General features: G+C 47.4%; 13 protein-coding genes. 9 read left to right on the top strand and 4 right to left on the bottom strand.

Annotated elements, in window-relative coordinates:
- A partial coding sequence (locus tag NHN17_RS26050) for a hypothetical protein (RefSeq protein ID WP_373689570.1) occupies window positions 1-109 on the bottom strand: 109 nt, incomplete at its 3' end.
- A 67-nt stretch (window positions 110-176) separates the two neighbouring features.
- Between NHN17_RS26050 and truA the strand changes: the two genes are divergently transcribed.
- From truA to purF, 6 genes are all read left to right on the top strand, one after another.
- Complete coding sequence (gene truA, locus NHN17_RS15430) at window positions 177-962, top strand: tRNA pseudouridine(38-40) synthase TruA (protein ID WP_255043468.1); 786 nt, start codon at window positions 177-179, stop codon at window positions 960-962.
- Between the two features lie 165 nt (window positions 963-1,127).
- A complete protein-coding gene (gene accD / locus NHN17_RS15425; protein ID WP_255043467.1) occupies window positions 1,128-2,066 on the top strand; it encodes an acetyl-CoA carboxylase, carboxyltransferase subunit beta in 939 nt (312 codons plus the stop codon).
- A gap of 155 nt (window positions 2,067-2,221) precedes the next feature.
- Entirely contained in the window at window positions 2,222-3,496 is a 1,275-nt protein-coding gene (gene folC, locus NHN17_RS15420; RefSeq protein WP_255043475.1) for a bifunctional tetrahydrofolate synthase/dihydrofolate synthase, read from the top strand.
- Window positions 3,497-3,498: 2 nt separating this feature from the next.
- Complete coding sequence (locus tag NHN17_RS15415; protein ID WP_255043466.1) at window positions 3,499-4,077, top strand: SPOR domain-containing protein; 579 nt, start codon at window positions 3,499-3,501, stop codon at window positions 4,075-4,077.
- A gap of 64 nt (window positions 4,078-4,141) precedes the next feature.
- A complete protein-coding gene (locus tag NHN17_RS15410; protein ID WP_255043474.1) occupies window positions 4,142-4,633 on the top strand; it encodes a CvpA family protein in 492 nt (163 codons plus the stop codon).
- A gap of 129 nt (window positions 4,634-4,762) precedes the next feature.
- Window positions 4,763-6,280, top strand: coding sequence for an amidophosphoribosyltransferase (gene purF / locus NHN17_RS15405; RefSeq protein ID WP_255043465.1), 1,518 nt, complete (start codon window positions 4,763-4,765; stop codon window positions 6,278-6,280).
- Window positions 6,281-6,425: 145 nt separating this feature from the next.
- On the opposite strand, the gene NHN17_RS15400 is transcribed toward purF, so the two are convergent.
- A complete protein-coding gene (locus tag NHN17_RS15400; protein ID WP_255043464.1) occupies window positions 6,426-7,025 on the bottom strand; it encodes a Yip1 family protein in 600 nt (199 codons plus the stop codon).
- Between the two features lie 472 nt (window positions 7,026-7,497).
- On the bottom strand, window positions 7,498-8,373 hold the full coding sequence (locus NHN17_RS15395) for a LysR family transcriptional regulator (RefSeq protein WP_255043463.1): 876 nt from the start codon (window positions 8,371-8,373) through the stop codon (window positions 7,498-7,500).
- 368 nt (window positions 8,374-8,741) lie between these two features.
- Here NHN17_RS15395 and NHN17_RS15390 point away from each other — a divergent pair, with 368 nt between their 5' ends.
- The gene (locus NHN17_RS15390) at window positions 8,742-9,791 is read left to right on the top strand and encodes a response regulator (RefSeq protein WP_255043473.1); all 1,050 of its coding nucleotides are present in this window, start codon (window positions 8,742-8,744) and stop codon (window positions 9,789-9,791) included.
- A gap of 128 nt (window positions 9,792-9,919) precedes the next feature.
- On the opposite strand, the gene NHN17_RS15385 is transcribed toward NHN17_RS15390, so the two are convergent.
- Window positions 9,920-11,308 (bottom strand): peptide MFS transporter, encoded by a 1,389-nt coding sequence (locus tag NHN17_RS15385; RefSeq protein WP_255043462.1) that lies wholly within the window; start codon window positions 11,306-11,308, stop codon window positions 9,920-9,922.
- 417 nt (window positions 11,309-11,725) lie between these two features.
- Here NHN17_RS15385 and rfaH point away from each other — a divergent pair, with 417 nt between their 5' ends.
- Both rfaH and galU read left to right on the top strand, forming a co-directional pair.
- Window positions 11,726-12,223, top strand: a complete 498-nt coding sequence (gene rfaH / locus NHN17_RS15380) for a transcription/translation regulatory transformer protein RfaH (RefSeq protein WP_255043461.1) — start codon at window positions 11,726-11,728, stop codon at window positions 12,221-12,223.
- A gap of 78 nt (window positions 12,224-12,301) precedes the next feature.
- Window positions 12,302-13,213, top strand: coding sequence for a UTP--glucose-1-phosphate uridylyltransferase GalU (gene galU, locus NHN17_RS15375; RefSeq protein ID WP_255043460.1), 912 nt, complete (start codon window positions 12,302-12,304; stop codon window positions 13,211-13,213).
- The last annotated feature ends 151 nt before the right edge of the window (window positions 13,214-13,364 follow it).

The raw sequence follows: 13,364 nt of genomic DNA, 5'->3' as shown, positions 1-13,364 counted from the left end.
CCATCGCCCATCGCCCATCGCCCATCGCCCATCGCCCATCGCCCATCGCCCATCGCCCATCGCCCATCGCCCATCGCTCATCGCCCATCGCCCATCGCCCATCGCCCATCGTTTTGTTATAATCGCCCCCTTAATTTGAAAATCGGCCTTTGGCCGCCAGCAAGACGAAGAATATTATGCGAATAGCTTTAGGTATTGAGTACGACGGTGCGAAATACTACGGTTGGCAACGCCAGCGTGACGTAGACAGTGTCCAAGAGCGCTTGGAAAAGGCGCTGAGCAAGATTGCCAATAAGCCGATTGAGGTGCAGTGTGCGGGACGGACTGATGCTGGGGTTCATGGCACCGGTCAGGTGGTTCACTTTGATGTTGACGTTGACCGTAAAATGGCTGCGTGGACCATGGGGGTGAATGCCCACTTACCTAAAGATATTGCGGTTCGTTGGGCCAAGGTTGTGGATGACGAGTTCCACGCCCGTTTTACGGCGACGGCACGTCGTTACCGCTATATTATTTATAATCATGCTTTGCGTCCTGCAATTTTAGCCAAAGGTGTGAGCCATTATCACGGTGAACTCGATGAAAAGGCGATGCACGAAGCGGGTCAATACTTGTTGGGTGAGAATGACTTCACATCCTTCCGTGCTGTGTATTGTCAATCTCGTAGCCCATGGCGTAACCTAATGCACTTGAACGTGTCGCGTCAGGGTAACTTTGTGATCATTGATATCAAGGCTAATGCCTTTGTTCATCATATGGTTCGCAACATAACTGGTAGCCTGATTAAAGTCGGCCGAGGCGAAGAAAAGCCGGAATGGATCCAGTGGTTGCTGGCCCAGAAAAATCGAACTTTGGCAGGAGCAACGGCAAAAGCGGAAGGTTTGTACTTGGTGGATGTTGACTACCCTCAAGAGCATGACTTGCCGAAAGTACCGGTCGGACCGCTGTTTTTACCCGATTAACCTGTTAGGTAACGGTCATATCTGCCTCGAGCTAACTTGTAGTACCAGTTTTTTATCTACAGTTAGACGAGTTTGTGCTTTAATTCCACCTTGGTAAATTAACGAATTTGTATTCTCTGCTGCAAAGACCCTAAGGGCAGGGAAATAAAAGATAAAAGGTCATTCATGAGCTGGCTGGAAAAGATCCTTACTAAAAGCAATATTGTTTCTTCTCGCAAAGCGTCTATCCCTGAAGGGGTGTGGACCAAATGTACTTCTTGCGAACAAGTGCTTTATCACGCCGATCTAGAACGTAACTTGGAAGTTTGCCCTAAATGTGACCATCACATGCGCATGAAAGCGCGTCGTCGCTTGGAAACATTCCTGGATGAAGAAGGGCAGGTTGAAATTGCCGCTGAGCTTGAGCCAAAAGATAAGCTTAAGTTCCGTGATTCCAAGAAATATAAAGACCGTCTATCTTCTGCTCAGAAAGCGAGTGGCGAGAAAGATGCACTGGTCGTGAAGAAAGGAACCTTGCTAGGCCAGCCGTTGGTTGCCTGTGCATTTGAATTCTCTTTCATGGGCGGCTCCATGGGCTCTGTCGTCGGCGCCAAGTTCGTTCACGCTGTTGACGAGGCGATTGCCAATAACTGTGGTTTGGTATGTTTTTCTGCCAGTGGTGGTGCCCGCATGCAAGAAGCGCTGATGTCGCTGATGCAGATGGCAAAAACCAGTGCTGCGCTTGAGCGCCTATCTAATGAAGGCTTGCCTTTCATTTCGGTACTGACTGACCCGACAATGGGGGGTGTGTCGGCAAGTTTGGCGATGCTGGGTGATATTAATATCGGTGAGCCAAAAGCCCTTATTGGCTTTGCCGGTCAGCGTGTTATTGAGCAAACGGTGCGTGAGAAGCTTCCTGAAGGCTTCCAGCGCAGTGAGTTCCTGCTTGATCATGGTGCGATTGACATGATTGTTGACCGTCGTGAAATGCGCCAGCGTATCGGCGGCATAGTTGCCAAGCTGACTCAGGTTGAATCACCGATGGTGGTCCCTGTCCCTGTCGAGCAGCCGGTAAAAGCGGTAGAAGAGCCAGCTGAAGAGCAGAACGAGCAAGCAGAAAAGTAAGCGTATCGCTTGGTAATATTGACAGAAAACGGGGCTTAGGCCCCGTTTTGTTTTTGTATAAGCCCCTAACTATCAAGAATCAATACATTGCGGTTTGGTCTGGCCGCGTTCAATGGTAAATTAGGGCTCATATTGTTATAGCGAAATGAAATATGATGTCCGGACTGACAGCACCTCAAGCAAACTCCTCTTTGGCCTCATGGCTGACTTATCTTGAACAACTTCACACCAGTGCCATTGACCTTGGCCTTGATCGTGCCCAGGCGGTGGCTAAGAAAGCCGAGCTAATCAAGCCTGCTCCTTGCGTGATCACTGTCGCGGGGACCAATGGCAAGGGGTCGACCTGTGCTATGATGGAAGCGATCCTGCTTAAGGCCGGTTATCGTGTTGGGGTATACAGCTCTCCTCACCTTGTGCGTTATAACGAGCGGGTCCGCATCAACGGTGTTGAATTACCAGACAGTGCCCATAGTGAAGCCTTCTCTTCAATTGAACAGCTGCGTGGTGAAACCAGCTTGAGCTTGTTTGAGTTTGGCACTTTAGCTGCCCTGCAGTTATTCAAGTCTCGCCAGGTTGATGTCGTTTTACTAGAGGTAGGACTTGGCGGTCGTTTGGATGCTACGAATATTGTTGATCATGATGTATCGGTGATCACCAGCTTGGCGGTTGACCATGTTGACTGGTTAGGTGATGACATCAATGTTATCGGTTACGAAAAGGCCGGTATTTTCCGTGGCGGCAAGCCAGCGGTCTGTGGTCAACCAAACCCCCCGGCAACCGTACCAGCTCATGCCGATGATATCGGCGCCAAGCTGTTTCAGGTTGGTTACCAGTTCGAGTACAGTGTCGAAGCTGATCATTGGAACTGGCAAAGCGGTTCCTTTACATTAGACCAACTTCCGCTTCCATCGCTACCTCTTCCCAATGCGGCAACAGCATTGATGGCACTGGCCGTTGCTGAGCTCAACATCACTGATGAAAACGTCATTGAGGGGTTGGCGGACGCGACGTTGCCGGGACGGATGCAGACAGTGTCAGAGCAGCCTTTGGTGATCATGGATGTGGCTCATAATCCACATTCGGCACAGTATTTTTCCGCGCAGCTAGAGGGCATTAAGAACAAGCTCGGCAAGAGACAGCTGCATGCCGTAGTGGCGATGCTTCACGACAAAGATATTGCTGCTACCATTGCTGAGATGAAAGAAGTGGTTGATTGTTGGTATCCGGCCTCGCTGACAGGCCCGAGAGCGGCGACAGCCGAAGAGATCCTCGCTTATTTACCATCGGGAACCGATACATACCAAACGCCTGAGGCCGCTTATGACAAAGCGCTGACACAGGCTCAGGCTGACGATATGGTAATTGTATTTGGCTCCTTTTACACTGTAGGTCAGATAACCAGTCACATTGAAGCAAAGAACCAGGAGTAACAGTGGCAAGTAAATTTCAGAGCCGGTTGGTCGGGACAATCATTTTGGTGGCAATCGGAGTGATATTCCTTCCCGATTTGTTCGACGGCAAAAAACAGCATTACCAAGAGCAATTTGCCAGTATTCCGCTGCAGCCTGAAACCACCGCTGAAGTAGAGTATGAAACGATCCCTGCTCCGGAGTTTGCAGAGGTGGATTTACCTCCAGAACCCGTAACAGTCGTGATAGATGAGCCGAAGTCGGAAGAAGTGACAGCGGAGGCTATCGAGGCGGCTAATCAACCATTGAAGGTTGAACCTCAGCCAGTTACTGAGCCTCAAGTGGGTAATCAAGACACTGCTTGGGTGGTGCAATTGGGGGTTTTCCGCAATTTTGATAACGCCAATCAGTTGGTTGAGCGTCTTCGCAAGGCGGGTTATCAAGCGCATGTCTTTCCAAAGCAGCCGCAACAAGGCGCTCTTGCCAGAGTTGTTGTTGGTCCTGATGTGTCGAAGCAGAAGCTTTCGGCTGACATCAAGAAATTGGAAGAATTGACCGGATTAAAAGGCCGATTGGTCAGATTTAATCCACTTAACCCTTAGGTAAACGTTTGCGTTCTCATTTTTTCTGTTAGAATACGCATCAACAAAATGAATACAACCAATGATGATCTGGATTGATTACGTAATTTTAGGCGTAATAGGCTTCTCGGCTCTGATTAGTGTGATCCGAGGTTTTGTCAAGGAAGCACTCTCGTTAGTGATATGGTTTGCAGCCTTTTTTGTCGCAAGCAATTTTTATACTCAGCTGGCGGCTTACTTCACTAACATTGACGACGAGATGCTTCGTAACGGCAGCGCAATCGCTGCCTTGTTCATTGCCACGCTGATAGTCGGCGCAGTAGTGAACTATGTGATTGGACAACTGGTACAGAAAACAGGTCTGTCAGGGACAGATCGGGTACTGGGCATAGTGTTCGGAGGGATACGCGGCGTTTTGATTGTTGCCGCGGTACTGTTCTTCATCGACGCCTTTACGGGGTTTGCCGATTCAGACTGGTGGTTACAGTCCCAGTTGATCCCCCAGTTTGGTGTGGTGATTGAATGGTTCTTCACGTACTTGAAGGACACATCAAGCTTTTTACCGGGCGCACTTTAGCGAACGGTGTGGAATGTAACGGGTTCAGTGTCTTAGTGTACTGATACCCAATGGAAAAGCTTTCAGCGGGTATTTGACACAGTCGAATACCCGCTGAAATTCAATTAAAGCGTGACGAGGATTTAGGACATGTGTGGTATTGTCGGAATCGTGGGTTCAACCCCGGTTAACCAGTCTATTTATGATGCATTGACCGTGTTGCAACACCGCGGCCAAGATGCGGCTGGTATTGTTACCTTAGAAAGCAATCGTTTTCGTCTGCGTAAAGCGAACGGTCTGGTCCGTGATGTGTTTGAAGCCAAGCACATGCAACGTTTGCAGGGTAATGTAGGGATCGGCCATGTGCGCTATCCGACTGCAGGTAGCTCTAGCGCCTCAGAAGCCCAGCCATTCTATGTTAATTCACCTTACGGTATTTCACTGGCTCACAATGGTAACCTGACCAACGCAGCCGAAATCAAAGAGCAGTTGTTCGAAAAAGCACGTCGTCACGTCAATACAACGTCTGACTCTGAAATTTTGCTGAACGTATTGGCAAACCAGCTGGAAAGTGCTCAAACCTATCCAATTACGCCTGAAGAAATCTTTGATGCGGTTGGCGAAGTGCACCGCATGGTTAAAGGTGCTTATGCCGTTGTTTCTATGGTGATTGGCCACGGTATGATCGCTTTTCGCGACCCGTATGGTATTCGTCCGTTGTGTTTGGGTAAACGTGAAGTTGAAGGCCAGGTTGAATACATGGTTGCCTCAGAATCTGTTGCATTGGATGCGGTTGGTTTTGACTTCATGCGTGACGTTGCGCCGGGTGAAGCCGTTTACGTGACCTTTGATGGCCAACTGTTTACCCAGCAGTGTGCTGATAACCCAACCTTAAACCCTTGTGTGTTTGAATTCGTTTACTTTGCACGTCCTGATTCGTTTATCGATAAGGTATCGGTATACAGCGCACGCGTTTGCATGGGCCAGAAACTGGGTGAGAAGATCAAGCGCGAGTGGGCTGATGTAGATATCGATGTCGTTATCCCAATCCCTGAAACATCTTGTGATAGCGCATTGGAAATTGCCCGTACGCTAGACAAGCCATACCGTCAGGGCTTTGTGAAAAACCGCTATGTGGGCCGTACCTTCATTATGCCAGGCCAGCAAATGCGCCGTAAGTCGGTGCGCCGTAAGCTTAATGCTATCCGCTCTGAGTTTAAGGGCAAGAGTGTACTGCTGGTGGACGATTCGATTGTCCGCGGAACAACATCAGAGCAGATTATCGAAATGGCTCGTGAAGCCGGTGCTCGCAAGGTTTACTTGGCTTCTGCAGCCCCTGAGGTACGCTTCCCGAACGTTTACGGTATCGATATGCCAACGGCAAACGAGCTGATTGCTCATGGTCGTGAAGTGGATGAGATCAGCAAGATGATCGGCGCTGACGGCTTGATCTTCCAAGATCTGCAAGATCTGGTTGATGCCGTTGCCGAAGGCAATCCTGAGATCCAAAAATTCGAAACATCTGTATTCAGTGGCTCTTATGTAACGGGTGATATTAATCAGTCGTATTTGGATTACCTGGAATCACTGCGTAGTGAAGATTCGAAAATACAGCGTGAAATCCAACAGGACTTGGCGAACCTCGAGTTGCACAACGAAGGGGTGTAAGAGGCAGGCGAGAGCGGCTATCGGCACGGGCTCTAGGAAGAGATAAAACAAAAGCGAGAGCAATGAGCTCTCGCTTTTTTGTCTCTGAATCAAAAGGTATAACGAGTGAATTTTAATCTTGTTGTCAGAAATACTAGCCTCTAGCCTAATGACTAAACTGTGGCCCTATGCCCAAGTTCCACAAAATCACCGAGCCTGCGATAATGGATACCAATAGCACCAGCCCGCATGTCACGATAGAGCTGGCATAAATAAACCCTCGTTCTTCAGGAATGTGCATCAGGATAGGGACGCCGGTATACAGTAAGTAGACCGAGTATGCGATCCCAACAAGGCCGGCAATCATCAAGAACCAAACTTGCGGATAAATCGCCGCGATGCTGACCATGAAAAGTGGTGTTGCCGTATAAGCTGCCAGCTCAAGTGCTTGTGTGTATGTCGGCGTGGAGCCAAAGGTATGGCTCATCCAGTAGGTGAGATAGGCGAGGGCAAAGACCCCGGCGATTAGGGCAAAATACATGGCTACCGACATTGCCAACGCGCTGCTTTGGGTTAGGTAAATAGGTGAACCAACACCGATACGCCAACCAATAAAGACGCTGGAGATGAAGGCAAACGCTGGTGGCAGTAAGGCAACCAGTAAGATATGGCTTAAACTGCTTTGGACCCCTTCATGTTCCTTGTCAATTGCCCGCCACTCTTGCTTGGGGTGGGTGTACAAACCGAATAAATGTCCCAGAATCATAACGCTTCCTCATTGAGTCGTGCTTATTTTCGTCGGTTATCGAAGAACACAGCGTCAGTTCATCTCGTGCTATGGGTGCTCTTCTTGCTAGTTATGGCTTTGCCTACCAATAATACCCAACCTACATAAGTATTTGATTAATCTTGCTGGTTAAAATCGCTGTTAGCTGCGTTAGAGGTTTTGTAATTAGAGCCACTAGTTACTGCAACCTCCGCCTTGATAACAACAATTTTTCCTGTGCAATCTATAGATCAACTACTTATCCAGATTGGTATAAACACAAATTCAGGAAGGCTTTCGTGCCAGTACTATTAACATTTAGTCGGGGTTGAAACACTTCGCAAGGAAGTGCGGCATCTTATGGGAATTTATCCACTATGTGGGTATCTAGAATGAAGAAGGGGGGATTGGAGGAGTGCTCCCTTCCCGCATAATAAGCTGATACGGGAAGGTGGTTTTTACGGCTGAGAATCTAGAGTTTGAAGTACTCGCTGGCAAACTCAATGAAAATCCGCAGTTTCTCTGGCTGATAATCGCGGTGGTTATACATCAGGTATACATCACGCTGGTTCGATGACCAGTTTTCGAGGATTTGTACTAACTCGCCGGAGGAGATGTATTTCTCCAGCATCACGTCTGGCATTAGGGTAATCCCTAGTCCTGCCATACAGGCCTTGCGCACAACATTGAGTTCGTTAGCTTCATAACGGCCACGATCTGACACTGTCACAGTCTCACCATCACAGTTGGTCAGGCGCCAACGCAGCAGCGGTTTACCCTTTAGTAATGGGTGCTGATGTAGATCTTGAGCGTGCTTGGGTTCGGAGTTGTGGTTAAGGTAATTTGGGCTGGCGACCAAAATGTCTTTCACCGCATTGATTTTTCGTGCAATCAAGGTGGAGTCGCGCTGTGGACCGACCCGGAAAATGACATCCCAATCTGTTGGGTCGAGAACTTCTGGATCATTGCTCATCATCAGCTGGATATGGATCGCTGGATGCTCTTGCATGAAGGCATTGAGCAAAGGCTGTAGCATTACCTTGGTCAGGTTTGACGGGGCGGCAATCTTTAGCCTACCAGCTGCTCCTTTGCACTCTTCGCTGACATGCTCGGCCGTATCGACCAAACTCTGTAGCAACGGGCTGCATTCATCGTAAAATTTTTGTCCGGCTTCGGTCAGTGATAGCTTCCTTGCATGACGGTTTAGTAGGCGGATACTCAAACACTCTTCAAGTGCTTGGATACGCCGGGTCAGGGTGGCAACGGGCACCTGGGTCTTACGAGACGTCGCTGTGTAACTGCCATTTTCCACAACCATGCGGAATAAATTTAAATCGTCAAGCTTCATAACTTTACAACACTGAAAACTTATAATGGGGAATTGTATAACAAAACATATTAAAAGATGACGCTTTCAAGGCAACTTTTGCTGTAAATCAAGATAACGGGTATTTTTCTTTCAGCTATCTTCAAGCCACTTGAGGTTACTTTAGGGACAAATCTTAGTAATTGATAAATTTAAATTTTGATGCTGTTAACAATTTCCAATATTTTCGTCACAGAACGTATTAATCCCCTGACGATCTGCGGATTTCGACCTATGCTTTTGATAGGTTAGTCAAGCCTGTGGTTAGCGTTGTCATGAGTACACATTCCCAGCAAGGCGGCACACGAGGTATCAAGCACCATTACCATTCTTCAGTCAGGGAGCAGGCTTTGCTTGAAGATAAAGACGTTCTGATCGTCGAAGATGATCCAGTATTTAGAACCATGCTTTCTGGCTTTCTTATCAGCCAGGGCTGCCGAGTGCGTGAGGCGGAAAATGGCTTGGAGGGGCTACAGGCATTACGAAATGATATGCCTGACATTTTGCTATGTGATTTAGCCATGCCAATATTGACGGGGATGGAGTTTGTTGAGGAGGTCTCCCTACATTATCCGATGGTACCCATCATCGTTATCTCCGGTACCGGGGATATGTCGGATGTGGCAGCAGCTTTGCGTCATGGGGTGAAGGATTTTCTCATTAAACCGCTCGATAACATCATGGTGCTTAAATCAGCGATTATGTCGGTACTTAAATCGGAAGATTCCGTGACGGAAAATCTTGGCTTTTCTAGCCAGTGGGTAAACATCGAAGAAGAAACCGTCGTTGATGAAGAGCTTGAGTGGCACATTGAAGAGCTTAAGGTTAACCCGAGGGCCGCTCGGGAGTTGCTGATCGGGCTGATGCCTGAAACACAGTCTTCACTCGGAGATTGGCAATTGAATTATTGTATATTGCAGGCAACCGATGTTCAGCCTGTTTTACTCGATTATACCTGGCTGATAGATGGCCGTTTGGCGTTTTATTTGGTCGACTCGGCAACGGGGGGCGACAACGGTACGGCAACAACGTTGTTGATACGAGCCTTCTTTAATGATTATTTACGTACCCGAATGGGCGATCAAAGCTCTATCTCAGGGCTCATTAAGCTAATTGAAAAAGGGATGCGCCACTCCGGCTATGCCTCTCCGATAAAGGCTATTTTTGGTATTTTTGATGTAACAGATAGAACGTTGAACATTGCGTCAGCGGGCCTCTCTGCACGGCTGCAAACCAGCGACGGGGAACAAGTTGTGACAGCCCAGCCATGGTTGGGTAACCAAGCGAGTAGCAATGATAGTGTGAGCCTCAAGCTTTCAGACTCTGGCGGGCGGCTGTCACTAAGCGAAACAGGCTCGGCCAGCTTTAGCTTAACCTTCAAGAGAAAAACCAAGAACTAATTTTGTTCAACCAAGTACCTCAAAATTAATTGGATGTCGCTGCCATAACCATCATATGAAAACGGAGAGCAATGGCTCTCCGTTTATTGTATGTTGCTCTTTATGATAAACAGCTTGTTGCGAAGAAATTACGCCTCTACTGGCTGAGGCTCCATCTCTTCTTCAATAACTTTACCTTCTGCACCGTGCATCCAGCGGATCAGTTGGTTAGAGCATAGTAGAAGAAGGACACCAGCAACGGTTGCAGCAATAGCAATACCACTAAAGATAGCCATAGGACCCGCTTCACCAACGTGGGCACCAATGATACCTGCCACATAGTTAGCGATAGCGTTGAAGCCGAACCATGCTCCCATCATCAAAGAAGCAAGACGTAGTGGAGCCAGCTTAGTAACCATTGATAGACCGATTGGCGACAGGCAAAGCTCACCCAAGGTATGGAAGAAGTATGCCGCGACTAGCCAGAACATGGATGTCTTCACAGTGATATCGCCACCTTGCTGCATCACAGCGCCCATCATGCAAACAAAGCCTGCTGCTAGGAAGAAAAGGCCCATAGCAAATTTGACTGGAGAGCTTGGCTCTTTAGGGCCCATTTTCACCCAGATAGACGCAATAAGTGGTGCGAGGGTGATAACAAAGAATGGGTTTAGAGACTGGAACCAGGCTGCAGGCACTTCAAAGCTACCGATCATACGGTCGGTGTATTGTTGCGAGAAGATGTTCATCAGGCCACCGGCTTGCTCGAAGCCTGCCCAGAAGATAACCACGAACAGACCCATGATCATGATAACTTTCAGACGATCTTTTTCCTGCTTGGTCAATGGCTCTTGTTTACCTGACTTGTTCATCGCTGCTGCACGCTTTGCTGCTGGCTCTTTGCCGATATCACCCAGTAGGCGCTCGGCAAAAATCATCTGAGTTACCAGGCTGATCAGCATACCGATACCTGCTGTCAGGAAACCAGCTTTCCAGCCGTAAGCGGCAGACGCGGTACCCGCAATAATACCGGCTAGCAATGAGCCAAGGTTGATACCCATGTAGAAGATAGTGAACGCACCGTCACGACGGTTATCACCGTCTTGGTAGAGATCGCCCACCATGGTTGAAATGTTCGGCTTAAACATACCATTACCAATGATCAGCAAGCCAAGGCCGAGATAAAAGGCTGTCACAGAATGTGGGTCGACCATGCTGTTTGGTAGTGCAAGGGTAAACTGGCCTAGGGCCATCAAGATACCACCAATGATTATTGAGCGGCGCTGGCCAAGGAAGTTATCGGCAATATAACCACCAATAAGCGGGGTGATATAAACCAAGCCAGTATAAATACCATAAAGGTTAAGGGCGTCTTGTGTCGACCAGCCAAGACCACCATTGATGGTTTTGTCGGTGAGGTAAAGCACCAGAATGGCACGCATTGCATAGTAAGAAAAACGTTCCCACAGTTCGGTTCCAAACAGTAAGAACAAACCTTTAGGGTGGCCTAACAACGTGCCACTGTTAAGATTGCTCATAATTATTCTCTAAATTTAATTGATTTTGTGTTTGCTAATGTCGCCCCTGTTATAAATGACAAATTATTAAACTGCAAATCGTTACAGAATGAAAACAAAACAAAAACAATGTAACATTTTGATTAATAGGCAGTTGTTTGCTATTTGCTCAAAATTGAAATTTCAGATTTACTATACATGCCATAAATAAAATTCTTTATGTAAGTGATTTTGTGGTGCTTTCATCCAAATTAGATCTTTTCTATGGATTTTAATGTCGCAGCAGTTTTCTGTTAATGATTGTTACATATTTGGCTGGTTATGCACTTGGGAGGTGAAGTGCTGACATATTGGCCTTGCAGGTAGGCAAAACATTGTCGGTGAGAGTGGCTTAGGTATAATTAATGAATGCAAGAGGATTAACTGACTGAGATTGCTATGAAAGATTGGTACTTACTATATTGCAAGCGCAGTGAACAGGAACGTGCGGTGATCAATCTTGATCGTCAAGGTGTTGAGTGTTACTACCCTCAAGTGACAGTGGAGAAAATAGTTCGTGGAAAACGGATGACTACTTTTGAGCCCCTGTTCCCGAGCTATATGTTTGTCTATTTTGACCCAGAAAATATCAGTTATACCACAGTACGATCTACTCGTGGTGTTGCTGATTTTATTCGTCAAGGCGCGAGGCCACAGACTGTAAACCCGGACCTTATCTATAGCTTGATGATTAATGAAGACTCTGAAGAACAACAAACAAAATTATCAGCCCTTCCGAAGCCGGGTGAATCACTTAAGCTGACACAAGGTCAGTTCAAAGGGATTGAGGCTATTTATCAAGAACCTGATGGTGAAAAGCGCTCATTTATGATGATTCAACTACTGGGTAAACCGGTCAAGGTCAGTGTACAGAATGAAGATCTGGTGAAAAAGTAATCCACTCTTATTGCAAGGTTGGATTCGTTTGCAGTGATTTTGTTATAGTGGCTTGAATAATTTTAAATGGAATAAAATATGTCTACATCTTCCCCTGTACGTAAAGCGGTTATCCCCGTTGCTGGTTTGGGTACCCGTATGCTTCCGGCAACCAAGGCGATCCCGAAGGAAATGCTGCCGATTGTTGATAAGCCGCTGATCCAGTATGTGGTGAACGAATGTGTGGCAGCTGGTATCAAAGAAATTGTATTGGTTACCCACTCATCGAAGAATTCAATCGAAAACCATTTCGATACCTCTTTCGAGCTTGAAGCGACGCTTGAAAAGCGTGTTAAACGTCAGCTGTTGGATGAAGTACAAAAGATCTGTCCGAGAGATGTCACTATTATGCATGTGCGCCAGGGGCAGGCGAAAGGCCTAGGTCATGCAGTTCTTTGTGCCCGCCCTTTGGTTGGTGATGAGCCATTTGCTGTTGTGCTGCCAGATGTTATTTTGGATGACGTTGCTAGTGATCTTCGCCGTGAAAATATGGCAGCCATGGTCAATGCGTTTAATGATACCCAGATCAGCCAGGTTATGGTTGAGCCGGTACCTATGTCTGAGGTTTCTAACTACGGTGTGGCTGACATCAATGGTACAGCACTGAAACCGGGTGAAACGGCGGCGATGACAAAAGTGGTAGAAAAGCCAGCTCTTGAAGATGCGCCATCTAACTTGGCCATTGTTGGCCGCTATGTGCTACCCGCTGAAATTTGGTCTTTGTTAGCGCGTACGCCTATCGGTGCAGGTGATGAGATTCAGCTGACAGATGCGATCGATATGTTGATGGAAGATCAGCAAGTAAATGCCTTCCATATGTCGGGTAAGAGCCATGACTGCGGCAGCAAGCTAGGCTATATGCAGGCATTTGTTGAATACGGTATGCGTCATGAATCTCTTGGTGAAGACTTTACAGCGTTCTTGAAGGAACGACTTGGGGCTAAAGGCTAGGGGCCACAGGCTTTAGGAAAGATCAAAAGCAGGAGCATATTGCTCCTGCTTTTTCGTAAAGGCAATAATACTGTTGAAGTGAATCTTTACCTTGGTAAATTTCCAATCGCCAATCGCCAATCGCCAATCGCCAATCGCCAATCGCCAATCG

The sequence above is a fragment of the Photobacterium pectinilyticum genome, from assembly GCF_024357955.1.
GTDB classification, from domain to species: domain Bacteria; phylum Pseudomonadota; class Gammaproteobacteria; order Enterobacterales; family Vibrionaceae; genus Photobacterium; species Photobacterium pectinilyticum.
Note: the sequence above shows the minus strand (reverse complement) of the source record. Positions and strands in the feature narration are given on the sequence as shown.